This is a genomic window from Pseudomyxococcus flavus, from assembly GCF_050038885.1.
GTDB classification, from domain to species: domain Bacteria; phylum Myxococcota; class Myxococcia; order Myxococcales; family Myxococcaceae; genus Myxococcus; species Myxococcus flavus.
On the sequence record NZ_CP143624.1, the window covers coordinates 4337339 to 4361436 of the forward strand.

General features: G+C 71.2%; 19 protein-coding genes and 1 tRNA gene. 9 read left to right on the top strand and 11 right to left on the bottom strand.

The window, feature by feature from the left end; all coding sequences use genetic code 11:
* Positions 1-199: 199 nt before the first annotated feature.
* Together VZL07_RS18255 and VZL07_RS18260 are read right to left on the bottom strand one after the other, a co-directional pair.
* Positions 200-2812 (bottom strand): VIT domain-containing protein, encoded by a 2613-nt coding sequence (locus tag VZL07_RS18255; protein WP_426756851.1) that lies wholly within the window; start codon positions 2810-2812, stop codon positions 200-202.
* A gap of 2 nt (positions 2813-2814) precedes the next feature.
* On the bottom strand, positions 2815-3306 hold the full coding sequence (locus VZL07_RS18260; protein WP_426756852.1) for a MerR family transcriptional regulator: 492 nt from the start codon (positions 3304-3306) through the stop codon (positions 2815-2817).
* A 257-nt stretch (positions 3307-3563) separates the two neighbouring features.
* Here VZL07_RS18260 and VZL07_RS18265 point away from each other — a divergent pair, with 257 nt between their 5' ends.
* Complete coding sequence (locus VZL07_RS18265; RefSeq protein WP_426756854.1) at positions 3564-3794, top strand: hypothetical protein; 231 nt, start codon at positions 3564-3566, stop codon at positions 3792-3794.
* Positions 3795-3800: 6 nt separating this feature from the next.
* On the opposite strand, the gene VZL07_RS18270 is transcribed toward VZL07_RS18265, so the two are convergent.
* The 3 genes from VZL07_RS18270 to VZL07_RS18280 are packed head-to-tail and all read right to left on the bottom strand — an operon-like array spanning position 3801 to position 7307.
* Positions 3801-4640 (bottom strand): slipin family protein, encoded by an 840-nt coding sequence (locus VZL07_RS18270; protein ID WP_426757316.1) that lies wholly within the window; start codon positions 4638-4640, stop codon positions 3801-3803.
* Positions 4640-5995 carry an NfeD family protein gene (locus tag VZL07_RS18275; protein ID WP_426756855.1) on the bottom strand — a complete coding sequence of 452 codons (1356 nt, stop codon included), beginning with the start codon at positions 5993-5995 and terminating at the stop codon, positions 4640-4642. The genes VZL07_RS18270 and VZL07_RS18275 overlap by 1 nt, the downstream gene beginning before the upstream one ends.
* A gap of 1 nt (position 5996) precedes the next feature.
* Positions 5997-7307: a glycosyltransferase gene (locus tag VZL07_RS18280; protein ID WP_426756857.1), complete on the bottom strand. Its 1311-nt coding sequence runs from the start codon at positions 7305-7307 to the stop codon at positions 5997-5999.
* A 212-nt stretch (positions 7308-7519) separates the two neighbouring features.
* Between VZL07_RS18280 and VZL07_RS18285 the strand changes: the two genes are divergently transcribed.
* Positions 7520-7756: a hypothetical protein gene (locus tag VZL07_RS18285; RefSeq protein ID WP_426756858.1), complete on the top strand. Its 237-nt coding sequence runs from the start codon at positions 7520-7522 to the stop codon at positions 7754-7756.
* 81 nt (positions 7757-7837) lie between these two features.
* A complete protein-coding gene (locus tag VZL07_RS18290; protein WP_426756860.1) occupies positions 7838-9466 on the top strand; it encodes an amidohydrolase in 1629 nt (542 codons plus the stop codon).
* Positions 9467-9480: 14 nt separating this feature from the next.
* Here the strand turns inward: VZL07_RS18290 and nhaR are convergent, their stop codons facing one another.
* Entirely contained in the window at positions 9481-10380 is a 900-nt protein-coding gene (gene nhaR, locus VZL07_RS18295; protein ID WP_426756861.1) for a transcriptional activator NhaR, read from the bottom strand.
* Positions 10381-10497: 117 nt separating this feature from the next.
* On the opposite strand from nhaR, the gene VZL07_RS18300 reads away from it, so the two are divergent.
* The 5 genes from VZL07_RS18300 to VZL07_RS18320 all read left to right on the top strand — a co-directional run bounded on the left by VZL07_RS18300 (position 10498) and on the right by VZL07_RS18320 (position 15436).
* Positions 10498-11292: a sigma-70 family RNA polymerase sigma factor gene (locus VZL07_RS18300; protein ID WP_426756862.1), complete on the top strand. Its 795-nt coding sequence runs from the start codon at positions 10498-10500 to the stop codon at positions 11290-11292.
* Positions 11293-11380: 88 nt separating this feature from the next.
* Positions 11381-11453, top strand: a tRNA-Phe gene (locus VZL07_RS18305).
* A 474-nt stretch (positions 11454-11927) separates the two neighbouring features.
* Positions 11928-12473, top strand: a complete 546-nt coding sequence (locus VZL07_RS18310) for a hypothetical protein (protein WP_426756863.1) — start codon at positions 11928-11930, stop codon at positions 12471-12473.
* A gap of 102 nt (positions 12474-12575) precedes the next feature.
* Positions 12576-13982 (top strand): M16 family metallopeptidase, encoded by a 1407-nt coding sequence (locus VZL07_RS18315; protein ID WP_426756864.1) that lies wholly within the window; start codon positions 12576-12578, stop codon positions 13980-13982.
* Positions 13979-15436, top strand: a complete 1458-nt coding sequence (locus VZL07_RS18320) for a M16 family metallopeptidase (RefSeq protein WP_426756865.1) — start codon at positions 13979-13981, stop codon at positions 15434-15436. Before VZL07_RS18315 ends, VZL07_RS18320 begins: the two co-directional genes overlap by 4 nt.
* Positions 15437-15500: 64 nt before the next feature.
* Here the strand turns inward: VZL07_RS18320 and VZL07_RS18325 are convergent, their stop codons facing one another.
* From VZL07_RS18325 to VZL07_RS18345, 5 genes are all read right to left on the bottom strand, one after another.
* The gene (locus tag VZL07_RS18325; protein ID WP_426756866.1) at positions 15501-16775 is read right to left on the bottom strand and encodes a DUF1615 family protein; all 1275 of its coding nucleotides are present in this window, start codon (positions 16773-16775) and stop codon (positions 15501-15503) included.
* 162 nt (positions 16776-16937) lie between these two features.
* The gene (locus VZL07_RS18330) at positions 16938-17345 is read right to left on the bottom strand and encodes a hypothetical protein (protein ID WP_426756867.1); all 408 of its coding nucleotides are present in this window, start codon (positions 17343-17345) and stop codon (positions 16938-16940) included.
* A gap of 526 nt (positions 17346-17871) precedes the next feature.
* Positions 17872-18681 (bottom strand): hypothetical protein, encoded by an 810-nt coding sequence (locus VZL07_RS18335; RefSeq protein ID WP_426756868.1) that lies wholly within the window; start codon positions 18679-18681, stop codon positions 17872-17874.
* A gap of 79 nt (positions 18682-18760) precedes the next feature.
* Positions 18761-20569: an acyl-CoA dehydrogenase gene (locus tag VZL07_RS18340; protein ID WP_426756869.1), complete on the bottom strand. Its 1809-nt coding sequence runs from the start codon at positions 20567-20569 to the stop codon at positions 18761-18763.
* A gap of 22 nt (positions 20570-20591) precedes the next feature.
* On the bottom strand, positions 20592-21098 hold the full coding sequence (locus VZL07_RS18345) for a hypothetical protein (protein ID WP_426756870.1): 507 nt from the start codon (positions 21096-21098) through the stop codon (positions 20592-20594).
* A 410-nt stretch (positions 21099-21508) separates the two neighbouring features.
* Here VZL07_RS18345 and VZL07_RS18350 point away from each other — a divergent pair, with 410 nt between their 5' ends.
* A complete protein-coding gene (locus VZL07_RS18350) occupies positions 21509-24097 on the top strand; it encodes a PAS domain-containing protein (protein WP_426756871.1) in 2589 nt (862 codons plus the stop codon).
* The last annotated feature ends 1 nt before the right edge of the window (position 24098 follow it).

The window sequence follows — 24098 nt, forward strand, 5'->3', positions numbered from 1 at the left end:
CGCGGTCTCGGGACGCCTCGTCGCAAGTGAAGCGCCAGCTGCTCAGTGTCAATGTGTCACGCGGTGCCGCCCGCGCGGTGACACGCATGCCCCCCGCCCAGGTCCATTCCGGCAAGCAACGCATACCGCGTGTTATCGAAGGTCCGGCGGTGCGCCAGCGCACGCTGCATCGGGTGCGCTGGCGATGCCGTGCCTTGCGTCAGCGCGCGGCCAGCGTATCGACGTGCTCTCGCAGCGCCACCTCGTTGCCCAGCCGGCCGCTGAGGCCGGCCAGCGGCTTCGCGGCCTGCTCGATGCGGCCCCGGGTGCGCGGGCCCGCCGAGGCCAACCACGCCACGCCGAGCGCCAGCTCCGCCACCTCCGCATCTCCGCTGAGGCTGGCGGCCAGCGACAGCAGCGCCTCCACCGCCTTCTTGACCTGAGCGCCATGCAGCGGGTGGCTGCTGGTGATGCCCTCGCGCAGCAGCGTCAGCAATGCCAGCGCGGTGGCACGTGCCTGGCGAACGGGTTCGGAGCCTTCACCCGTGCCCTCCCAGAGTCCGTTGGCGAGCTGCCGCGCGAGCAGGCTCTCTCCACTCGAATGGCCGACGCCCTCGGCGGCCGACGCCCCTTCGAACAGTGCGTCATCGTCACAGCGCTCCGCTTCCTGCATGGGCTCCGGAGCCGGGGGGCCGCCGAAGACGCCGGAGAAGAACCCTCCCTTCTTCTTGGAGCGCGTCTTGCTCTGCTCACGCGATTCACGCCGCTCGCGCTTGGATTCGAGCGCTTCGAAATTTCTATCCGCCCTACCGAGGTCAGCGCCGGTGGAGAGGCTCCTGGCGGGTGCGGCGGCAGCGGGGGCGGGCGCACACGGAGCGATGCGCCGCACCTGGACCGAAGGTCTTGCCCTCGGTGGCCCGGAGGGCGCCGCGGCCGGGACCGGCGGAGGCGGCATGGCGCCGAGTGGCGCCCGTCCTCCAACCCGAAGAACCCCACCGCTGAGCCCTTCTTCATCCTTCTGCGCGCCGAACATGTCCCAGCCCGCGGGGGCATTCACGGGAATGACCCGCGTCTCCGCCTGTCCCGAAGTCCGCCGGTCACCGGTGCGCTCCTCCACCACGACGAACGAGGTGTACCGGGTGACAAGCTGGTGCGCGACGGCGAGCTCGATGATGCGCTGTTTCATGGACTCCGCGCGGCGCCCGGTGAGCTGGGCGGACTCCCAGCCACGGATGCGCTCGGCGGCCCACAACTTCTCCACCGCGGGGCGGTCCGACACAGCGGGCAGGTCCACGCGCACGGTGAGAGAGAAAGGCTCCCGTCCCGAACGCCCCCGCAGCGTCATCGTGCCCGTACCGGGAGAGGCATAGCGGCCCAGCAGCGTCCAGGGTACGCCATCCACCAGCGGCGGCAGCTCGGCGGGGGCCAGCTCGGTACACTCCACGCCGTCGAAGCGGACCTCCAGCTCGGTGACGCGAGGCGCGAGCGCCCGGGAGAACTGCGCCACCACCTTGTCGTCGATGCGCTCGCCCGGGTGGATGAACTCCACGTCGCCGCCCGTCTGCTTCGCCATGTCCCGCAGCAGCACGTCGCTGACGTTGGTGCCGATACCGAACGAGTACACGCGCGCCGTCTTCCGCGCCGCGAGCACGGCGCGCAGGATTTCCTCCTCGTTGCCCACCTGGCCATCCGTGAGCAGCACCACCACGCCGTCGGGAGCGGCCTGCACCGCGGCCCGCATGGGCGCGAGCAACTCCGTGCCTCCATTCGCGTTCAGCGCGGCCACCCAGCGGTCCGCCTCTTCGAGTGTGCGCTGCGTGAAGGGCACGGGTGCGGGCTGGAACGACCTGAAGTCGTTCTCGAACGCGATGACGTTGAACCGGTCGCCCTCACGCAGGTGACGCAGGCACAGGCGGAGCGCGGCCTGGGCCTGGGGCAGGCTCTCGCCCGCCATGGAGCCGGAGACGTCCACGACGAACACCACCTCCTGCTTGGGCGGCGCGGAGGCCATGGCCAGCAGGTCCGGCACCACGGTGAGCGCGAAGGTACCCGGGCTGTCCTCGCCCTTGCGGTGGGTGACGAGCGGCGTGAACACCGCGCTGCTGTCCGGGCTGCGCAGGTTGAGCACCAGGTCGCGGTCCAGGGCCACCTCGCCGCGCGAGAAGCCAACGCGCACGCGGGTGCCTTCCTCCCGGGTGACGGTGACGGCGTGGGACGGGCTCTCCACCACCACCTCGCGGCCCAGGTCCACCAGCAGGTCCATGCGCAGGCCGTAGTGCACGTTGCCAACGGGCGGGGTGATGCGGTCCGCGTCCGGCACCTGCGCGGTGGGCTCCTCACGGCCATGGCCGGTGCGGTCGCCCGTGGCCGCGCCGGGGATGTAGCGGGGCGCCACCAACGTGGGGAGCATCCACCTCACGCTCCCTTCCTCGGCGGTGACGGCCTGGAGGAACTCCACCTCCACCACCGTCTCCTCACCGGGCAGCAGGTTGCCCACCTGGGCGGTGAAGACGTTGCGGCGCTCCTCGTCCAGCAGCGCGGCGCCATGGCCCGCGGTGACGGCGTCGTCGTAGGCGCGGAAGGCCTCTTCGCGCTCCTTCACCACGCCCTCGACGCGGCGCCCGGCGCACGTCATGGAGAAGGCGGAGAGGGTGCCATCCGAGGGCAGGGGGAAGGTGTAGACGGCCTCCACCGGACGGCGCTCGTCGTTGCGGTAGCGCTGCCGGACGCGGACGCGCGCATGGCCGCCGAGCAGCTCGCCAGTGACCTCGACACCCTGGAGGGGAACCTGTGTGCCTTCGCGCGTGTACAGCCCTGCCTTCTCGTGGGTCATGGCTACTCCCTTTCCTGGAACTCCGCGATGAGGGCGCGCACGCGTTCCGCGAGCGCCCGGGTTTTCGTGTCCGCTGCTTCCGAGACGTGCAGCTCCAGCCCTGGGAGGAGCTCCCAGCGCTCGTAGCGAGCCATGCCCGTGGCGGCTGGCCGCGGCGCAGGCGGTGGAACCCCGGTGGGCGCGCTCGGGGCCGGCGGCGCGTACACCGGGGGCGTGGGGGTGGCGTCTGCTTCGGCCAGGCGCCGCAACTCCTCGAGCGACAGGCGTTGCAGCTCCACCTGGATGGCATCCAGTGGCAGGAACCGCGCCTGCATTACGCGGATGGCCTTGAGCCGGACGAGGTGCTCCTCCCCGTACACGGTGTCGGGCCCCCGGAAGGGCGGCGCGGGGAGCAGCCCGCGCTGGACGTAGTAGCGCACCGTGCGCGGCGAGACGCCCACCGCCTCGGCCAGCTCCGCCAGCTTCCATTCGGTCTGTGTCTTCGGCGTGCTCACGGTTCAGACAGTACGACTCGCCATTTTCGGTGTCAAGTTACCACCGACAAGTCGCCACTCCGACCGGAGCTGCCGCTGGGACCTGACACCCGAAGGTCTGGACAGTAGGGCTGTCGAGAACGACCGCGAGAAGCGTTGACTGGCGGAAGGTCGCTTGCCCTCGGGTGTGGGGCGCCGCCCACTGCGGGCTCGGCGGTGTTGCGCCGTCAGGGAAGGGGTGGGAGTGGCGGCTGCTGCCGGAGGGGCATGCCCGGCGCGTGTTGTCGCGCCAGGAGGTCGCCATCCTGGACCGCCGGCACGCCATCCTCGCCCGGGCCATTGCCTTCACGTACACGGCGCTGCTGGCCTTCGTGGTGACGTCGGTCCTGCCCGTGGCCTCCTTCTCGGTGGGCGTGGTGCTGCTCGGCGCGACGGCGCTGCTGGTGCTGGCCTCGCTGCGCCTGAGCCGGCGGGCCATCAAGCTGGAGCGGCAGGAGCTGTTCGAGTAGGCCCGCTCAGGTCAGGCCCCCCGCGGGAGGCCCTTCCGTGTCCTCCTCGTCGGTGTATCGCTTCTCGTGGCCATCGGTGGACTGCTCCCAGGCGGCCTTCGCGCCGCTGAGCGTGCGCAGCAGGTCGAGCGGGATGGGCAGGATGGTGTGGTTGCCGCCCGTGGTGATTTCCACCAGCGTCTGGAGGTAGCGGAGCTGGAGGGTGGCCGGGTAGCGGCCGAGGACCTTGGCGGCCATGGAGAGCTTCTCGGCGGCCTGGTGCTCGCCCTCGGCGGCGATGATTTTCGCGCGGCGCTCGCGCTCGGCCTCGGCCTGCCTCGCGATGGCCCGCTGCATCTCCACCGGCAGGTCGATGTGCTTCACCTCCACGTTGGAGACCTTGACGCCCCACGGGTCGGTGCGCGCGTCGAGCACCTGCTGAATCTCGTGGTTGATGCGCTCGCGCTCGGACAGCAGCTGGTCCAGCTCCACCTGACCGAGGATGGAGCGCAGCGTCGTCTGGGCGAGCTGGCTGGTGGCGTAGAGGTAGTCCTCCACCTGGAGCACGGCCTTGTCCGCGTGGATGACGCGGAAGTAGACGACGGCGTTGACCTTCACGCTGACGTTGTCCCGGGTGATGACGTCCTGTGGGGGCACGTCGCGGGCCACGGTGCGCAGGTCGATGATGACCATGCGCTCCACGAAGGGGATGAGCCAGCGGAAGCCCGCGCGCTTGAGGCCCACGAAGCGCCCGAGCCGGAACACCACGCCGTTCTGGTACTCGTTGACGATTCGCACCCCGGACAGGAAGAGCAGGAGCAGGATGGCGAGGGGGACGAGCACCCCGAGCAGTCCGGTCAGTTGCATCATGTCGGCACCTCGTCGACGAAGAGGGTGAGTCCTTCCATGCCGCGCACCACCACGTGGGCGCCGGAGCGGATGGGCGTGGTGGACGTCGCGCGCCAGCGCTCTCCATGGACGAACACCTCGCCACTCTGGGCCGTAACTGGCGCCAGGGTGGTGCCGTGTTCACCCACGAGCCCCAGGTCGCCGCCTCGCTGGGGGAGCCGCCGGGTCTGCGCGCCGCGGTAGGCGACGTAGGCCGCCGCGCCCGCGAGCACCGCGGTGGTGGGCACCAGCCAGGTCCAGGAGATGTGGAAGGAGCGGTCCACGAACCACTCCGGGTCGAAGCGGTCCACGAGGAACAGGCCGCCCAGCCCCAGCAGCACCACGCCCGCGACGCCCAGCAGGCCACTGGTGACGAACAGCTCCGCGATGATGAGGCCGGCGCCCACCAGCATCAGCGCCACCGCGCCAGCGCGGACCGGCAGCGCGGAGGAGGCCACCAGCGCCAGCACGAGCGCCACCACGCCGATGAGGCCCGGGACGATGCCGCCGGGGTGGGACACCTCCACCACCAACCCCAGCGCGGCCACGAGGAACAGCAGGTAGACGACGCCGGGATTGGCGAGCGCGTGGACCAGGCGCTGCGGCAGGCTCGGCTCCAGCGCGACGACGTGCGCGTCCCGGGTAGAGAGCCGCACGGACTCGCCGCCCGCCACCGTGACGGCGCGCCCATCCGCCTGGGCGAGGAAGTCCGCCTCCGTCGGGGCCACGTACTCCACCACGCGCAGCGCGCGGGCCCGGTCGGCCGAGACGCTGACGCTGTCCCGCACGGCGGAGGCGGCCCACTGCGCGTTGCGGCCGCGCTGCTGGGCGATGCTCTCCGCGAAGGCGACGGCGTCGTTCTCCACCTTGCGCGCCAGGTGCTCTCCGCCCGTGGCCTCCGGGTCCTGGCCGCCCAGGCCCACCACGGGATGCGCGGCGCCGATGTTGGTCCCCGGCGCCATGGCCGCGACGTTGGAGGCCAGGGTGACGAAGACGCCCGCGCTGCCCGCATGGGCACCCGACGGTCCGACCCAGACGAGCACGGGGACGCGCGATGCCAGGAAGGTGCGGACGATGGCGCGCGTGGCCTCCAGGGAGCCACCCGGCGTGTCCAGCCTCACCAGGAGCGCGTCATGTCCGGCCGCCTCGGCGCGCGCCACGCAGTCGGACAGGTAGCTGCTGGAGCCGGTGTCCACGACGCCCTCCAGCTCGCAGCGGGCCACGACGGGGCGCGCGCTGGAGCCCGGTGCATCGGCCGCGGACGCGAACAGCCCCGCCAGCAGCACGCAGAGCAGCGCCGGGCCAGTGAGTCTCCAGCGGGGCCGACGCGGCATCTCACACCCCCGGGAGGTTCGCGGCCGAGAAGGACGCGGGGACGATGCCGCGCGGAGGCAGGGGACGCACGGCGGCCAGATGCTTGAGCAGTCGCAGGTGGTCCACGAGGATTCGTGGCATGAGGAAGTGCTGCCGCACGTGCTCGCGCCCGCGCTCACCCAGCAGGCGCGCTTCGTCGGGCCGGCGCAGCAGGTGGAGCATGGCCTCGGCGCACTCCTCCACGGTGTCCACGAGAATGCCGCCGCAGCTCTCGGGCATCTGGAGGGGAATGCCGCCCACGCGACCGCCGACGACGGGCGTGCCCTTCCACAGCGTCTCCGAGACGACGAGCCCGAAGCCCTCGCGGACGGACTTCTGGACGACGACGTTGGACAGCGACTGGAGCGCGTTGACCTCGATGTTCCCCACGCCCACCATGTTGGTGAGGATGTGGATGAGGCTGTCGCCCGCGGTGGCGGCGCGGAGCTCTTCGTAAACGTCCCAGCCCTCGGGGTCGTCCATGGCCAGCGAGCCGGCGAGCGCGAGCTGGAGGTCCGGAACATGGGGGCGCACGCGCTGGTACGCCCGGACGACGCCCAGCGGATCCTTCCACCGGTCGAAGCGGCTCACCTGGGTGACGAGGGGCCGGTGGGTGCGGATGCCAATCCACTCCAGCACGTCCCTGGCGAGCGTCTTGGGCAGGGGGTGGTTCTTGGGGCTGAGCGGGTCGATGGCCGGCGCGTAGATGCGGACGTCGCGGATGGGGAGCTCGGGTGGGACGAACTCCGGCAGGGTGAAGATGGCGGCGTCGTAGGCGTGCAGGTAGGGCGACAGGAAGTCCCAGAACGTGGGATTGGGGTGCGACGTGTCGATGTGGCAGCGCCATATCCAGCGCGCGTCGAGGTGGGGACTGAGCGCGGCGAGCACGGCGGGCTGCGGGTCGTGGACGAAGACGAAGTCATAGTCCTCCGAGTCCGTGACGAGCCGGTGGGCGTTGAGCTGGGCGTTGGCCAGGTAGGTGGCCCTCTCCGACTCGGTCAGCTCACCGGCGGCGCCTTGCAGGCCGTTGTGGATGCGCTTGGTGACCTGGAAGAACGCGTCGTCGCCGTGGATGAGCTTCCAGTCGGTGACGATGCCCAGGTCGTTGTAGAGCGGAATCAGCGAGCGGAGGATTTCGGAGACGCCGCCGCCGTAGGGCGTGGAGCTCAGGTGCATGCACCGGGCGCCCCGGAGGTCCTCGGAGAGGCGGTGCAACTCGTCGAGGTGCGCGTCGGGCGCGATTCCTCGATAGGTGGCAAGCGAACGCTTGCCGACGTCCACGACGTCGAGCATGGCCTCGGCCTCCCGGGTGAGCGCTCCTGCCAACGGTACGCACGGCGCGCGAGGGCATCTGCCGGTGCTGCCTGCCGGGCAGGTAGCCGACACCGGAGGCGAGCGCTCGTGGGAGGCCCGGGCATCCGCTGGTGGACGTTCACCGTCATCGACAGATTGTCGATGGAGCGGGCGCTCCCTAGGGTCTGCCGGCAACTCGATTAGGAGGCTACATGCGTCGTGCTGTTCTCATCGCCCTGGGCGTGGCCGCCGCTGCTGCGTTCGCCTGCAAGACCACGCAGCCCCAGGGAGCAGAGGAACAACAGCCCCTGATGGGGCCGGACCAGATTCGCGAGCCCGTCCAGACGGTGCCGGACTCCCCGCCGGGCCCCGCGACGCCCCTGCCAGATACCGATGCGGGCACGGAGACCGACGCAGGCTCGTCGGAGACGCCAGCGGAGCAGCCGTAGCAGGGCCGTCGCATGCGAGGCCGTGACACCGCACCCCGGCTCGCGCACAGTGCTCGTCCCACGTGACCCGTGGCGCAGGTGATGGCGCCGTGGCCCGTGGAAGGAGGCGCGGTGGAGACGACGGTCTACCTGGCGGAGCGGGTGTGGACATTGGATGCGGCCCGGCCGCTGGCCCAGGCGCTGGCGGTCCGTGACGGGCGGTTGCTCGCCGTTGGCGCTCGCGAGGAAGTGGAGGCCGCCGCGGGTCCAGGCGCGCGGCGAGTGGACCTGGGCGCTGCCACCATTGTGCCGGGCCTCGTGGATGCACACGCGCACATCCATGGTCTGGGCCGGAGCCTCACGACGGTGCGGCTGGAGAAGGCGGGCTCGGTGGAGGAAGCCATCCACCGGCTGGCCGAGGCGCCGGCCTCCAGCTTCCAGGGCGACTGGCTGCTGGGGCGAGGCTGGGACCAGAACGAGTGGCCCGGTGGCGCCTTCCCCGGACGCAAGGAGCTGGATGCCCGCTTCCCCGCGACGCCCGTGTTCCTCACCCGTGTGGACCACCACGCGGCCTGGGTGAATGGCGAGGCCCTGCGGCGCGCCGGAATCACCCGCGACACGCCGGACCCCGAGGGAGGCCGCATCCTCAAGGACGCACAGGGCGAGCCCACGGGCGTGCTGGTGGACAACGCCATGGACGTGGTCGCGGCCGCGATGCCTCCGCCTTCGAGAGCACAGTTGGAGGCGCGGCTGCGGGCCGCGCTGACGCGCTGCGCGCAGGTGGGGCTGACGGGCGTGCATGACGCGGGCATGGAGCTGGAGGCCTTCCGCGTGCTCCAGGCGTGGGACGCCGCCGGCACGCTGCCGCTGCGCGTCTACGCGATGGCGGCGGGCCAGGGGGACGAGCGGCATGCGTACCTCGAGCAGGGCCCCTGGCAGGGTCGGATGCTGACGATGCGCTCGGTGAAGTTCCTGGCCGACGGTGCCCTGGGCAGCCGGGGCGCGGCGCTGCACGAGGACTACTGCGACGAGCCCGGTCAGCGGGGCTTGCTGCTGCTGCCGCCCGAGGAGCTGGCCTCACGCGCCCACGCGTTCATGACCCGGGGCTTCCAGGTGTGCATCCACGCCATTGGAGACCGCGCCAATACCTTGGTGCTGGACGTGCTCCTGCGTGCCGCGGAGGAGACGGGCACGCAGGCGCTGCGGCACCGCGTGGAGCACGCGCAGATACTCCGGCGCGAGGACATCCGCCGCCTGGGCGCCGCGGGGCTGGTGGCGAGCGTGCAGCCCACCCATGCGACCAGCGACATGCCGTGGGCGGAGGCCCGGCTGGGACGCGAGCGTCTGAAGGGCGCCTATGCCTGGCGCAGCCTGCGCGACGCGGGCGCGCACCTGGCGCTGGGCAGTGACTTTCCCATCGAGAACCCCGACGTGCTGGCGGGGCTGTACGCGGCGCGCACGCGGCAGGACGCGGCGGGCTGGCCCGAGGCCGGGTGGATGCCAGAAGAGCGGCTGACGGCGCGCGAGGCGCTGGAGGGCTTCACCACCGGGCCCGCCTGGGCTTCGTTCGACGAGTCCAGGCGCGGACGGCTGGCACCCGGGCTGGACGCGGACTTCGTGGCCCTGTCCGAGGATCCGCTGGAAGGGCCCGCCTCGGCGCTGGTGAAGGCGCGAGTCGTCGCCACCGTCGTCTCGGGCGCGGAGGTGTACCGCGCGCCGTCGGGGGCGTGAGCGGCGCCTTTCGCTCACTCGCTGAAGATGTGCGAGCGCGCCGCCTCGGCGATGGTGACGACGGCGGGGTGGCGAATCTTCCGCTCCACGGTGATGGCGTAGAAGCAGGTCTCGATTTCGTCGGTGCGGCCGATGACGGAGCAGTTGAACTGGCGCTCCACCTCGGCCTCGATGGCAGACGGCATGGCGAAGACGCCGTGCCCCCGTTGGCCAAAGGCCTGGAGCAGCGCGCTGTCGTCGAAGTCGCCCGCGATGACGGGGCGCAGGCCCTTGCGCTCGAACCACAGGTCCATGGACCGGCGCGCCGAGGACTCGTCCGAGGGCAGCAGCACGGGCGCTCCATCCAGGGAATGAGGGAAGTTCTCCTTGAGCGCGAGCAGCTTCCCGGCCGCGAAGAAGGACACGCCACACTTGCCGAGCAGGTGGTTGAACGAGCGCACGCTCACCGGCTCGGAGCTGGGCGCATCCGCGAGCACCACGTCCAGCTCGTGCAGGGCGAGCGAGGCCAGCAGCTGGGGCAGGGGACCCTCGCGGCAGATGATGCGAAGGGACGGGCCGGCTTCGAGCGCGGGCTTGAGGAGCTGCTCCGCCACCAGCTTGGGGATGACGTCGACCACGCCGACGTTGAGGCGTAGCTGCTGACCGGGAGGCAGGCCGGAGACGACGTTCTTCAGCTCGTTGCCCAGGCGGAAGATTTCGTCCGCGTAGCGCATCACCGTGCGTCCCACGTCGGTGAGCACCAGCTTGCGGCCCTGCCGCTCGAACAGCTTGTGGCCCAGCGACTCCTCCAGGAGCTTGAGCTGGCTGCTGATGGTGGGTTGCGCGAGGTGCAATTCCTCGCCTGCCTTGGCGATGCTCCCCGCCCGGGCAACCGTCCAGAAGTACAGGAGGTGGTGGTAGTTGAGCCAGCTCATGCCCATAGAGATAACCGAAGTGTTGGTGCCAAACTATCTCATTTTTTTATGGGTCCAGGACCCTTAGTTTCCTCTGCGTCGCGCCGTCGTGTGGGCGCGCCCAACCGGAGGAGGTCCATGGAAGCCATCAACCTGAACATGTCCTGTGAGTCCCCTGAGCTCGTGGTTTCGGCCGAGGTCGTGGAAGCGCGCGTTCGCGGGCACCTGGAGCTGGTGCGGCGGCTGGCGTGGAAATACCGGTGGACCGGTCTGTCGATGGAAGAGCTGGTGGCGGAGGGCAACGTCGGGTTGATGGAAGCGGCGGGACGGTTCGAGGAACGTGGGGTGCCGTTCTCCGCCTACGCGAGCCAGTGGATTCGCGCGCGCATCCGCGCCTACGTGGGGCGCAACTGGAGCATGGGCGGTGGGCGGGCGCCGTGGGTGGTGTTCCAGCTCCGGCGTGAGCGGGCGCGGCTGGAGGCCCGGTGGGGGGAGGGCCACCCGGAGGTGGAGAAGCGGCTGGCCGATGCGCTGGGCAAGCGGGAGGAGGACGTCGCACGCGCCATGGAGGGGCTGTCGCGGGACGTGTCGCTGGACGCGCCGGTGTCCCCGGACTCGGAGGTCACCCGCCTGGACGTGCTGATGGCGGAAGGCGACTCCCAGGAGGAGGCGGTGGAGCGGGCGCAGTGGGCGAAGCGGCTGCGGGACAGCGTGGACGCGGCCTGGCCGGAGCTGGACGCGCGTGAGCGGGCGCTGGTGGAGGAGCGGATGCTGGCGGAGGACGGGGTGAGCGCGGAGCTGCTGGCGCGCCGCTTCGGGGTGACGGCGGTGCGCATCCGGCAGATCGAACAGGGCCTGCGGGCGAAGCTGCGCCGCAGGATGACCGCCAGTCTCACGGCCTGGGACGGGGAGGCCATGTCGCTGGCGGCCTGACGCCTGCCTGCCAGGGCGGCCGAGAATGCTGTTGACGGGGGAGGGACGGGCTCGCTATGAAGGCGCCGTTCCGCGCGGTGCCCCATACGCCCAGGTAGCTCAGTCGGTAGAGCAGGGGATTGAAAATCCCCGTGTCGGTGGTTCGATTCCGCCCCTGGGCACTTCCGCGGAGACGAAGGCCTCTGGACTTGAGTCCAGGGGCTTTTGTCGTTTCAGGCGCTGTGCGCCCGGTTCGCGAGCCCGCGTGTCGACGGCAGCGCGGTGGACCACGGTGCGCATCTCGGGCTTTTCGCCCGGGAGTGGCGGTCGAGCGCTACGACAAGAGCTGCTTCAATGTTCGATAGCACCTGCCACAAAGTGGCTTGTTATTGGTCGCGCCAAAGTCCTTCCCCCCCGTGATGGCAGTGGCTGCCCTCGTCGTTGGGGGCTTTGTAGCGGCGCCACTTCGCAATCCCTATCCAGGTTTCAAGTCATCCTGAGCCACGCGCTCCGCGGGCCCGTAGCGTGTGGAGGCGGAGACGAATGGTGCGGTACGGAACATGATTCCGTGTCCGGTTCTTGGCCGCTTCCCCACGTTGCAGGGTGCATGGGCTGCCTGGAGCAGGGTAGAGAGGGAGTCGGAGGAACGAAACGAGATGGACGCGAACGCAGTGGCGGAGCTCGAGAAGGCGGGCGTGAAGGTGGACCAGCCCGAGCGCCTGTATGTGGCGGTGGAGTGGGACGAGGACGGCAAGCACGTGCGTCCCGTCGGCGAGCGCGTCCAGGTGCGCGCGGGCGAGCAGCTGGTCCACGTGACGCTCAAGCCCATCTCCCAGCTCTTCACCGGGGACACGAAGCCCCCCAGCTTCGCCAAGGCGCCGCCGCTCGAGTACCAGCCCTTCTTCCTCCTCATCGAGGCCACCGCCGCCGGCTACTGCCGCGCGGTGCGCAACACCGAGACGGACCAGGAATTCGAGCGGCTCTACCGCCACCTCCAGCGCCGCCCTGATGGCACCGACCGCAACCCGCTCTTCTCCCACCTCCAGGGCGCCGTCCGCCTCTACATGTCCCTGCGCGACGTGAGCCAGGCGGAGTTCGAGGCCGTTGTCCACCGTCTCTACCAGTCCGCCAAGCACTTCCAGACGCACACGGGGAGCATCAACTACTTCCAGGAAGTGCTCCGCGGCGTGCTCGGGGCCTGAGCCGTCGTTTCGCGCCGTCCTCCGGGTCCACCCGGGAGGGCGGCAAGTGGAATATCGTGCTCCGCCGCCCGTTCCCGGGCGTCCTTCCCGACAGGAGCACGGATGTTCCGTCAGTCGTTACTCTGGACCTCGTGTCTGGCCCTGCTCTCCGGCCCCGTGGCCTGTGCGCAGACGCAGGGCAAGACGGTGGCGAAGTCCTCCGTGGCCGCCGCGCCCAAGCTGGGCGCCGGCATCGAGTCCCGCACCCTCAAGAACGGGCTCAAGGTCATCGTCTGGCCCGACCACGACATTCCCAGCGTCGTCCTCTACAACTGGTTCCGCGTCGGCGGCCGGAACGAGTACCCGGGCATCACCGGCCTGTCCCACTTCTTCGAGCACATGATGTTCAACGGCGCGAAGAAGTACGGCCCCGGTGAGTTCGACCGCGTCATGGAGTCCAACGGCGGCGCCAACAACGCCTTCACCTCCGAGGACGTCACCGTCTACATGGACTGGTTCCCCCGCTCCGCGCTCGACGTCATCTTCGACCTCGAGGCCGACCGGCTCCAGCACCTGGCCATCGACCCCAAGGTCATCGAGTCCGAGCGCGGCGTCGTCTACTCGGAGCGCCGCTCCGCCATCGACAACGACAACATGGGCGCCCTGATGGAGCAGGTGCAGGCCACCGCCTTCGTGGCCCACCCGTACCAGTTCCCCGTCATCGGGTGGCCGTCCGACATCGAGTCGTGGCGCATCGAGGACCTCCAGCGCTACTACAAGACGTACTACGCCCCCAACAACGCCACGCTCATCTTCACGGGCGCCGTCACGCCCGCGGAAATCTTCGCGCTCGCGGAGAAGTACCTGGAGCCCATCCCCTCCCAGCCCGCGCCCGAGCCCGTCCGCACGAAGGAGCCCGAGCAGCAGGGTGAGCGCCGCATCGTCGTGCGGAAGCAGGCCCAGGCCCCGCTCATCCAGCTCGCCTACCACGGCATGTCCGGCAAGGACGCGGACGTCGAGGCGCTGGAGCTGCTCCTGAGCATCCTCGCCGACGGTGAATCCTCGCGGCTGCACCGCCGCCTCGTGGAGGAGGAGCGCGCCGCCCTCCGCGTCAACACCCACTTCAGCCCCGGCTTCGACCCGTCGCTCGTCTGGGTCTACGCGGACTTGCCGCCCGGGGCCGACCTCTCCAAGGTCGAAGCCCTGCTCACCGAGGAGCTGGCTCGCGTCGTCAAGGACGGCGTCAGTGACGCCGAGCTCCAGAAGGCGCGCAACATCACCCTGTCCCAGTTCTGGCGCAGCCTGGAGACCATCAACGGCCGGGGCCGCGCGCTGGGCGCCGCGGAGACGTTCCGCGGCGACTACCGCCAGCTCTTCGACGCGCCCGCCCGATATGAGCGCGTGACGCGTGACGACATCCGCAAGGTCGCCGCGCGTGTGTTCAACTCCCAGCGCCGCACCGTTGGCTGGCTCGTGCCCGACGACGCGCAGGCCGCTCCCCCCGATACCCGCAAGGAGGCCTCGCGATGAGCGCCCCCCTCACCTGGAAGGCCGCGTTCACCACGCTGGTGTTGTCCTCCGTCCCCGCCGCGGCGCAGAGCGCTGCCACCGCGCCGAAAGCCGCCGCGGCCTCGGCGCAGCAGGGCGTGACGCTTCCCAAGGCCACCGTCGTCACGCTGAAGAACGGCGCGAAGCTCCAGCTGGTGGAGCGCAAGGAGCTGCCGCTCGTCTCGTTCAGCGCGTGGGTGCGCGGCGGCGCGCTGGGCGACCCCGCTGGCAAGGAGGGACTGGCCGCCCTCACGGGCGAGCTGCTGCAGAAGGGCGCTGGCGCGCGGGACGCCCGGCAGTTCGCCGAGGCCGTCGACGGCGTGGGCGGCGCGATTCAGGTGGCCGCCAACCTGGAGGCCCTGGTCATCAGCGGCCAGTTCATGTCGCGCGACACCGGGCTGATGGTGGAGCTGCTCACCGACCTGCTCACCCGCCCGCGCTTCGACGCGAAGGAGCTGGAGAAGGTCCGCGCGAGGCGGGCGTCGGAGATCGCGGCCGCGAAGGACAGCGACCCGCGCATGCTCATTGGCACGTACTTCCAGGCCTTCCACTTCGCCGGGCATCCGTACGGCACGCCCGTCAACGGCAGCGAGGCGTCACTCCCGGGGCTGTCGCGCGAGGACGTGCTCGCGTACGCGAAGAACCACCTCGGCGGAGACCGGCTCATCCTCTCCGTGGTGGGCGACTTCGACGCGAAAGCGCTCGCGAAGAAGCTGGAGTCCGCGCTCGGCGGCTGGGCCCGGGCCGCCGCGCCCGTCCCCACCGTGCCCGCCACGGCGGTCTCCAAGGGCCGGCGCGTGCTGCTGGTGGACAAGCCGGACGCCACCCAGACGTACTTCTGGATTGGCAACACCGGCATCGCCCGCGATGACCCGGACCGCGCCTCGGTGAAGCTGGCGGAGACGGTGTTCGGTGGGCGCTTCACCTCGCTGCTCAACACCGAGCTGCGCGTGAAGTCCGGCCTGAGCTACGGCGCCAGCTCCGTGTTCATCCGCCACTCGCGTCCAGGGCCCGTCGTCATCGCCTCGTACACGAAGACGGAGTCCACCGGCCGCGCCATCGACCTGGCGCTGGAGGTGCTGTCCGGCTACCGGAAGTCCGGCATGGATGACGCCATGCTCGCCTCCGCGAAGTCGTACGTGCTGGGGCAGTTCCCGCCCACGCTGGAGACGGGGTCGCAGGTGGCGGGCAAGCTGTCGGAGCTGGCCTTCTACGGGCTGGACGCCAGCGACGTGGACGGCTTCGCCAGCGCCGTCTCCGCCACCACGCGTGAGGGCATCCACGGCATCATCCAGCGCAAGCTGCCCGCGCCGGAGGACCTCACCTTCGTCCTCATCGGCAAGGCGTCGGAGATTCGCGACATGGCCCGGAAGTACGGCGCCGTCACGGAGATGAAGATTTCCGACAAGCACTTCGCGCCGCCCGCGAAGCGCTGAGGCCCGCCCCGCACCGCCGGACCTGGAGTGATTCGGGCCGGCGGTGTCAGGTGGCTCGCCCGGGCTACTTCGCCGTCAGCGCGCGGTAGCGGGCCATGCACTTCTGGTAGCGCCGGTCCACGTTGCGCGCGAACCACGCCGTGGTGAGCTCGCGCTTCAGCTTCGGGCTCTGGAGCGTCACCCGGGGAAGCTGGGCGTAGGAGGGCGACTCGCCCGTCTCCCGCTGGTAGACGCGCTTCACCGCGCGGAAGGTGTCGGTGGATTCGAACTCCGCCTCCTTCTCCTTGCGCACATCGCGGCGAACCGTCCGCTCGCTGAGCTCCGGGGCGAAGCGCTGCCGGAAGGCGAGCAACGCCAGCAGCGACTTGCTGTCCTCGCCGCGCGGCTCGCCCTGCTTGTCGTAGAGCTGGAGGTCGCCGTCCGGTGCCAGCGGGTGGCCGGTGAGGCGGCTCACCTGGGACTGGAGCGCCGCGTTGCGCGAGGCGTAGACACCCGCGTTGTAGTCCGCGAAGCGGAAGAGCGGCTCCGGATAGGCGGCCTCGTAACCCAGCAGCCGCGCGGTGCCGTAACGCACGCCCCCCGCGCGGGTGTACAGCGACTCGCGCACCTCCACCGGGTCCGCGTCCTCGCCCGCCTTCTCCAGGGCGTAGCGCACGCTGACCTGCATGGAGCCCGCGGTGGTAACGGGGTTGTGCTCCCCCAGGTTTCCCGAGGCGAAGAGCCCGCTGGCGAAGTCCACGACCTTGAACGTGCTCGGGTATTCGTCCTCGTAGTACGCGAGCATGTCACGGTAGAGCCGGTCCAGGTCGCGCTCGGTGCGCAGCGTGCGCAGCCGCTCATTGAACGTCTTCTTGCTGCCCTTCGCCCGGCCCTCCAGCACGGACGCCAGGACCTTGTGGCCCAGGGGGCCCAGCTTGTCCGCGTGCGCCTCCAGGCGGGCGCGGACCATGCGCGGCAGGCCGGCCACGGGCGGGTCCACCTTGTAGCCGGACTCCTGCTCGATGACGGCGAGCACCGAGCACACCGCGGGCGGTGACGGGGCAATCTCCTCCACCTCCAGCGCGGCCAGCACGTCACGGGCCCAGCCTTCGCGGTCCTGGACCTTGGGCGGTAGCAGCTTCGTCACCTGGGACGCGGAGACCCGGGGCGGTGGAGGGATGGGTGGCTGGGCCGTGCCGCGCGGCGTGCACGCAGCCACCGCGCCGAGCACCGCGAACAGGCCCAGCCACGCGCGACGCGGTCTCCGGGGACGCTGGGGCTCGGTGGCTCGCGGCGCGAGCGCCCCCCTGGCGCGCGACCCGCCGGGCGTCTGGACCTGCCGTGGACTGGGCACCTGCATGCGCTCGCCTCCGGGGACACCTCCCCGACCTCTAGGGAGGAGAGAACCGCGGGCGAAAGCCGGTGTCCCCAGTCCCGCTCGCTCAGCGGGCGAGCGGGCAGGACGATGGCCGTGCCAGGCGGGCCCTCCGGGCGGGAGGCCCTACCACGGCACGGGCAGGGCTCAATTGCGGATCTGCACGTCGCGCGCGACGGTGCGGCCCCCCATCAGGACGAACTGCGCGCGCACCGGCGTGCCTTCCTGGAGCTGGCGCAGCGGCACCTTGCGGCCCTGGCGCAGGCCACGGCTGCGGCGGTCCAGCTCCAGCTCGTACTCGCCACCCTCCCGGTCCTTCACGGTGATGGTGTTCTTCTTCACGCGGGTGACGCGCCCGTTCACCATGCTGGTGGCGATGACCACTTCGTCCAGGTCGGCGCTGCCCGAGCCCCCCGTGCCCTGCGCCGCATCCTGGGCCGCGCGCGCCGCGCCCAGGTACCAGTCCTCGTCCTCACTCGCCTGGACCGCCTCGGAGCCAATCATCACCCGGCCCGCGGGCGCGTTGGTGTTGGCCACCGGCGCTGGTGCGCGCACGGGTGCACCTTCCTGCAGCGGCGCCTGCGCCGTGGTGTTCTGTGCGGGGGCCTGTGCTGGCACCGCCGTGGCGGGCTGGATGGCCGTTGTCTCCGTGGGCGCTTGTGGTGGCACTGCCGTCGCGGGCTGGATGGCCGCTGTCTCCGTCGGTGCTTGTGTTGGCACCGCCGTTGCGGGCTGGACGGCCGCTGTCTCTGTCTGACGCCTCACGGCCGTCGCGGGAGCGACCTCCGCGCGGCTGTCCGCCGTGTTCGCTTCGACACCGCTGGGGGCGGTGACTGCCGCCCGGGGCTCCCGCTCACGGCAACCCGACGCCAACGCGCAGAGGCCCAGCATTCCCACCCACGCCCATCCTTTTCCCATTCCGTTCCCCCAGAGTTCCCACTCGGTCCGTTTCGCGCCTTCCCGTGCAAAGTGCGTGCGCTGGCCCTCGGGTGGGAGCCGCGCGTTGGAAAGCGGCGATGGGGGATGGACACTTGTCGCGGGACGCTGTGGGGCAGCGGACGGAAGACGGAGGCGCGGCGGGCTACGCCGCCAGCGCGCGGGCCACGGCCTTCACGTGCGAGCGCACCAGCTCGCGGGCACCCAGCAGCTCCGTGCCGTTCTCCGGCGCGTAGCCCAGGCACAGCACCACGTCGTCCTCCGGAGCCGCGCGCATGCCCAGCTTCGCGTAGTCCAGCGTGCGGGGGACGGGCTCGCCGTCGGCGTCGCGGTTGAAGCGGCCGAACACCGTGGCGTTCTTCCCACGCCGGGGCGCCGTCTCCTTCAGCGCGAACAGCCGGCGGACGGCGGCCAGGGCCTCGGGCTGCTCCATCAGCACCTCCGGGCGCGCGGGGCCGGCCAGCTCCCACTCCAGCAGGCGCAGGCAGCCGCGGACGAACTCCACGTCGGTGATGACCAGACCATACAGGTACCAGTCCGCGCAGGCCGCCTGCACCAGCCGCGCCTGGGCGTCCGTGAGCCACCCGAACGAGGGACAGGTGAACGTCTCACACACCGACGAGCGGTACACGCCGCAGTCGCGCAGGTCCACGCCGCCCGTCGTCAGGGGGTGGGCCAGGCAGCCCACCCGCTTGCGCTCGTTGTCGAGGAAGCCGAGCAGCGGACACACCCGCACCGCGGAGAACATGGGCTCCGCGCGCCGGGCCGCCAGCAGCTCACGCGCGGCCTCCTGCCACGCCGACGCTTCCCAGGGCACACGGCGCAGCCGCTCCGTCTGCATGGCGAGCTGCTCCGCCACCGCCATGCGGGAATGGTCCCGGAAGTTATAGAGGCCGCAGCAGGCACCACACGACGCGCCTCCACCGGGCTGGCACAGGTGGAAAGAAACAGTCACTCTTTACATCTTACGGGCTCCAACGATTCATGCAGGAGAATCGTGCGGCGTCCGAGGCGGGGCATGGCGGGGTGTGCACTCAGAACCATTCCGGGCGCATGCGCGCGTAGGAATCCTCGCCTGTCCGGCAGAGCCTCGCCAGCAGGGGCACGCGGGGGAGCTCCACCGCGAACCAATACTGCGCGGCGGCCAGCTTGCCCTCGTAGAAGTCGCGCTCCGGCGCGCCACGTGACAGCGCCTCCTGTGCCGCCGCGGCCTGGGCCAGCCAGCGCCACGCCACCGCGAGCACGCCGAAGAGGTCCAGGAAGTCCGCGCTGTGGCGCAGCATCAGCTCCACCTCGCCGGACATGCCGCGAGCGCCCAGCTCCGCCACCACCGCGGTGGTCTCCGCCAGGGCTTGCTCGAGCGCCTCGCACCACGCCTCCGTCACGCCCGCGGCGCGCGCTCGCGCCAGCGTGGCGCCGACCTCCTCCGCGAAGGCCTGGAGCGCCGCGCCGCCTCCGGCCACCACCTTGCGCCCCAGCAAGTCCAGGCCCTGGATGCCGGTGGTGCCCTCGTGGATGCTGTTGAGCTTCTGGTCTCTCAGCCAGGCCTCCGGCAGGTACTCGCTGGAGTAGCCATAGCCGCCGTGCACCTGCACCGCGAGCGCGTTGGCCTCGAAGCCGCGCTCGGCGGGGAACGACTTCGCCACCGGCGTCAGCAGGTCCACCAGCAGGCCCGCGCGTCGGCGCTCGGCCTCGTCCGGGGCGTGCCCCGCGACGTCGGCCTGGTACGAGGCGGCGAGCAGCAGCGCGAGTCCGCCTTCGACAATCGCCTTCTGGCGCAGCAGCATCCTCCGGACGTCCGCGTGCTCGATGATGGGCGTCTGCGGGCGCGTGGCGTCGCGCAGTCCGGCGGGGCGGCCCTGGGGGCGCTCGCGCGCGTAGGCCACGGCCTCGTGGTAGGCCACCGTCGCGGTGGCCACGCCGTTCATGCCCACCATGATGCGCGCCTCGTTCATCATCTGGAACATGCACGCCAGGCCGCGCCCGGGAGGCCCCACCAGCCAGCCGTGGCAGTCACCGGACTCACCGTAGTTGAGGACGAGGCTGGGGATGCCCTTCCAGCCAATCTTGTGGATGACGCCCGCCACCTTGACGTCGTTGTCCACCAGCTTCCCGCCCTCGGGCCGCCGCGAGGGCACCGCGAAGAGGGAGATGCCCCGCGTGCCGTCCTCCGCGCCCTCGATGCGCGCCAGCGTCAGGTGCACCACGTTCTCGCTGAAGTCCTGGTCCGCGCCGCTGATGAAGATTTTCGAGCCCTGGATGCGCCACGTCCCGTCCGGCGCGGGCGACGCGCGCGTGCGCACGTCCGCGAGGCTGCTGCCCGCCTGGGGCTCGGTGAGCGCCATGGTGCCCGTCCACTCGCCCCGGTACATCGGCTCCATGAAGGAGGCCTTCACCTCCGGCGAGCCGAACACCTCCAGCAGGTGCGCCGCGCCCAGCGTCAGGCCCAGCCACGCGTAGACGCTGAGGTTGGCCGCCATGAGGTAGGCCGTGGACGCCGCGTGCACGGTGAGGGGCAGCTGCTGTCCGCCGACCTCGGGTGGGCGGGTGGCGGTCAGCAGGCCCAGCTCCACCATGCGCGGGTACAGCTCGCGCATCAGCGGGTGGACCCGGACGCGGCCGTCCTGGAACGACGGCGGCTGGGCGTCCATGGCGCGGTAGGTGGGGTACAACACCTCGCGGGCGAAGCGGCGCGTGCTGTCCATCAGCAGCGTGAAGGTGTCGCGCGAGTGCTCCGTGAAGGCGGGCAGCGCGCACAGCGCCGTGGCGTCCAGCACCTCGTAGAGCTGGAAGTCCACGTCGCGGTCCGACAGCAGCGGATTGGGGCGGGGCGCAGTCGTCATGGGCCCCGTGTTAACAGGCGCGCTAGTAGGACGCGAAGGCGGCCTCGAAGTCGAGGTCATCCACCCCATCATCCCGATCCGCGGGTGGTGCGTCCTCGTCGTCCGAGACCGCGTGCCGGCCGTGCGGGGTCTCCGCGTCCTCGATGAAGGCGGAGTGCGCCATGGGCGTGTCTTCACCCGCCAGGGGGAGGACGGACACACCCAGCAGGGCCATGGCCAGTGCCGTCTCCATGGACTCCATCAGCGGCTCCTGGGAGCGGTGCCACCAGCGATGATGGCCTCGCTTCCGTCGACGCAGCCGCTCCAGACACGACGGCCCCAGCACCTGGATGCCCGCGCCTCCCAGCGTCGTGAGCGCCAGCCCGCACGCCACCGAGGACGCCCCGTGCGGCCGTCCCCGGTAGGCGCGGGCCGGCGCGTGAACATCGGCGGCCGAGAGGCCGGGCCCCAGCGGACGGGCCGGCGCGCGAATGCCTCCGCGCAAGCGCCACGGCGCGGGACGGACTCGACGGGGAGATGGGGTCCACATGCAGTGTCACACTCCTCACACGGACTATCCCCTTCAGGCGATATCCGCTCGCGGAAGGTGGTGCGCGTCCCTTGAACCTGCCAGGTGGGAGTTGCTCGCTCCCTGTCCGCAGGGAGGCAGAGCCGGAGTGGAGGGAGGGGCGCGCCTGTCCGGCTGCCCCAAGCCGGGCACGGGCCTGGGGGCATGAGCCGCTCGAAGGCTTGCAGGGAAGTCTCGGGGCCGTGTCGGGGCAATGACAGACACGTGCCCTCCAGGGCCGGAGTCCTGACGGGGGCGCGACACTTCCGCTCCCTGCGTCACCCAGGCTGCCGGGCGTGGAGCGGGCGCAGGACGTGACTGTCGGCTGCTGAAAAGCCGTCCGCTCCCAGGAGGGCGGCTTCGGTGCGGGCTGTTAACGTCGGGTGCCTTCCATGACGCCCCCCCTTCGAAGTCCTCCGGACGCGGCCCCGGAGCTCCCGGGCCCGGGCTCGCTGCCCGTCCCCTCGGGTGTGGACGCCTTGCAGTTGCTCGCCGAGAGCATTCCTCAGCTCATCTGGGTGACCCGCGCGGACGGCCACCACGAGTACTACAACGCTCGCTGGTACGCCTACACGGGCCTCACCCCGGAGCAGTCGCGGGGCGACGGCTGGCGGAGGGCCTTCCACCCCGATGACCTGGAGGAGGCGGGCCGGCGCTGGGCGGAGTCTCTGCGCACCGGCGAGCCCTACGAGGTGGAGTACCGCTGCCGCCGCCATGACGGCGTGTGGCGCTGGCACCTGGGACGGGCGCACCCGGTGCGCGACGACGCCGGGCGCATCGTCCAATGGTTCGGCACCTGCACGGACATCGAGGAGCAGAAGCGCGCCGCGGACACCATGCGGCTGCTGGCCGAGGCCAGCGCGCTGCTGTCCTCGGCCTCGCTCGACTACGAGGCCACGCTCGCGGCGCTGACGCGGCTGGTGGTGCCGCTCCTGGCGGACTGGTGCGCCATCGAAATCGCCTACGAGGACGGCTCCACGCGGCAGGTGGGCGTGGCCCACGTGGACCCGGACAAGGTCCGCTTTGGCGAGGAGCTACGGGTGCGCTACCCGCCGCGCCACGGCGACGCCATGGGCGTGCTGGCCGTCATCCGCACCGGGGAGCCGATGCTGCTGACGGACATCCCGGATGCGCTGCTGGTGGCGAGCACTCGCGACGCGGAGCACCTGCGCCTCGTGCGGGAGCTGGGGCTGCGCTCGGCCATGGTGTTGCCGCTCCCGGCGCGTGGGCGGACCATTGGCGCGCTCTCCCTGTTCCACGCGGAGTCCGGCCGGCGCTTCAGCCAGGCGGACGTCCTGCTCGCCTCGCAGCTCGCCGAGCGCGCGGCGGTGGCGCTCGACAACGCCCGGCTCATCAAGGACGCGCGGCGAGTCGAGGAGCGCTTCCGCTCGCTGGTCACCGCCTCCACCCAGGCCGTCTGGGTGACGCGCCCCGATGGCGACATCGAGGAGGACAGCCCTTCCTGGCGCGCCTTCACCGGACAGACCTATGCCGAGTGGCGGGGGCATGGGTGGCTGTCCGCCGTGCACCCGGAGGACCGGGACGCGGCGGCCCGGGCCTGGTTCGCCGCGGTGGAGCAGCGCCGCCCCTATGAGACGGAGTACCGCCTGCGCCGTCCGGATGGGCGCTACACCCCCACCCGCGTGCGCGCCGTGCCGGTGTTCAATCCCAATGGGGCGCTGCGCGAGTGGGTGGGCACCACCACCGACATCTCCGCCCAGCGCCAGGTGGAGGAGTCCGCCCGGCGGCTGGAGCGCGAGGCCGCGGCCCGACGGCTGGAGGCATTGCGCGCCGAGGTGAGCCTCGCCCTGGCCCGGGAGGGCCGTATCCCGGACATCCTCCAGGGCTGTGCGAGCGCGCTGGTAACGCACCTGGGGGCGCAGACGGCCCGGCTATGGCTCTACGCGCGCGAGACCCACACCCTGGAGCTGGCGGGAAACGCCGGACCCACCGCGCCGCCGCGCGACAAGTGGGTGCGGATCCGCGTGGAGGGCCCGAGCATGGTGAGCGAGGTGGCCCGGCTGCGCGCGCAGCTCCGGGTGGATGACCTGTCGGGCGACGCGCGCGTGCTGGACCGCGCCTGGCTGGAGGAGGCGGGCATCCGCTCGTTCGCGGGCATGCCGCTGATGGTGCGCGGGCAGCTGGTCGGTGTGCTCGGCGTCTATGGCCTCAGCCCCCTGGGCGAGGAGGCGGTGGCCGCGCTGGCGGCGGTGTCGGACGCCATCGCCCAGGGCGTGGAGCGGCGGCGCGCCGAGGAGGCGCTGCAGCAGCGCGCCCAGGAGCTGGCCCGCTCCAACGAGGAACTCCAGCAGTTCGCGTACGTGGCGTCGCACGACCTGCAGGAGCCGCTGCGCATGGTGGCCAGCTACACGCAGCTCCTGGGGCGGCGCTACAAGGGCAAGCTGGACGCGGACGCCGACGCGTTCATCCACTACGCGGTGGATGGCGTCAACCGCATGCAGCGGCTCATCCAGGACCTGCTGGCCTATTCGCGGGTGGGGACGCGGGGCAGGGATTTGCGGTCCTGCGACGCGGGCCGGGCGCTGGAGCGGGCGATGGCCAACCTCCGCGCCGCCATCGACGAGACGCGCGCCACCGTGGAGCACGGCCCCCTGCCCGCCGTGCTCGCGGACGAGACGCAGCTCACGCTGCTGTTCCAGAACCTCGTGGGCAACGCGCTGAAGTTCCACGGGAGCGCGCCGCCGCGTGTCCAGGTGAGCGCGGAGCCCGAGGGCGACCAGGTCCGCTTCACGGTCCGCGACTGGGGCATCGGCATCGCCCCGGAGTACTTCGAGCGCATCTTCGTCATCTTCCAGCGGCTCCACGGCAAGGAGGAGTACCCGGGCACGGGGATTGGCCTGGCCATCTGCAAGAAAATCGTCGAGCGCCACGGCGGCCGCATCGGCGTGGAGTCCCGGCCGGGCGAAGGCACGGCCTTCTGGTTCACCCTGCCCACCGTCCCGCCCCCTCCGGAGGCTTGAA

Excerpts from the sequence above, each read along its gene's own strand:
- VZL07_RS18315 (WP_426756864.1), top strand. The coding sequence starts at position 12,576 with ATGTTCCGTCAGTCGTTACTCTGGACCTCGTGTCTGGCCCTGCTCTCC.
- VZL07_RS18270 (WP_426757316.1), bottom strand. The coding sequence starts at position 4,640 with ATGCAACTGACCGGACTGCTCGGGGTGCTCGTCCCCCTCGCCATCCTG.
- VZL07_RS18290 (WP_426756860.1), top strand. The coding sequence starts at position 7,838 with ATGGCGCCGTGGCCCGTGGAAGGAGGCGCGGTGGAGACGACGGTCTAC.
- VZL07_RS18285 (WP_426756858.1), top strand. The coding sequence starts at position 7,520 with ATGCGTCGTGCTGTTCTCATCGCCCTGGGCGTGGCCGCCGCTGCTGCG.
- VZL07_RS18325 (WP_426756866.1), bottom strand. The coding sequence starts at position 16,775 with ATGCAGGTGCCCAGTCCACGGCAGGTCCAGACGCCCGGCGGGTCGCGC.
- VZL07_RS18275 (WP_426756855.1), bottom strand. The coding sequence starts at position 5,995 with ATGCCGCGTCGGCCCCGCTGGAGACTCACTGGCCCGGCGCTGCTCTGC.
- VZL07_RS18340 (WP_426756869.1), bottom strand. The coding sequence starts at position 20,569 with ATGACGACTGCGCCCCGCCCCAATCCGCTGCTGTCGGACCGCGACGTG.
- VZL07_RS18280 (WP_426756857.1), bottom strand. The coding sequence starts at position 7,307 with ATGCTCGACGTCGTGGACGTCGGCAAGCGTTCGCTTGCCACCTATCGA.
- VZL07_RS18255 (WP_426756851.1), bottom strand. The coding sequence starts at position 2,812 with ATGACCCACGAGAAGGCAGGGCTGTACACGCGCGAAGGCACACAGGTT.
- VZL07_RS18300 (WP_426756862.1), top strand. The coding sequence starts at position 10,498 with ATGGAAGCCATCAACCTGAACATGTCCTGTGAGTCCCCTGAGCTCGTG.
- VZL07_RS18350 (WP_426756871.1), top strand. The coding sequence starts at position 21,509 with ATGACGCCCCCCCTTCGAAGTCCTCCGGACGCGGCCCCGGAGCTCCCG.
- nhaR (WP_426756861.1), bottom strand. The coding sequence starts at position 10,380 with ATGAGCTGGCTCAACTACCACCACCTCCTGTACTTCTGGACGGTTGCC.
- VZL07_RS18345 (WP_426756870.1), bottom strand. The coding sequence starts at position 21,098 with ATGTGGACCCCATCTCCCCGTCGAGTCCGTCCCGCGCCGTGGCGCTTG.
- VZL07_RS18320 (WP_426756865.1), top strand. The coding sequence starts at position 13,979 with ATGAGCGCCCCCCTCACCTGGAAGGCCGCGTTCACCACGCTGGTGTTG.
- VZL07_RS18310 (WP_426756863.1), top strand. The coding sequence starts at position 11,928 with ATGGACGCGAACGCAGTGGCGGAGCTCGAGAAGGCGGGCGTGAAGGTG.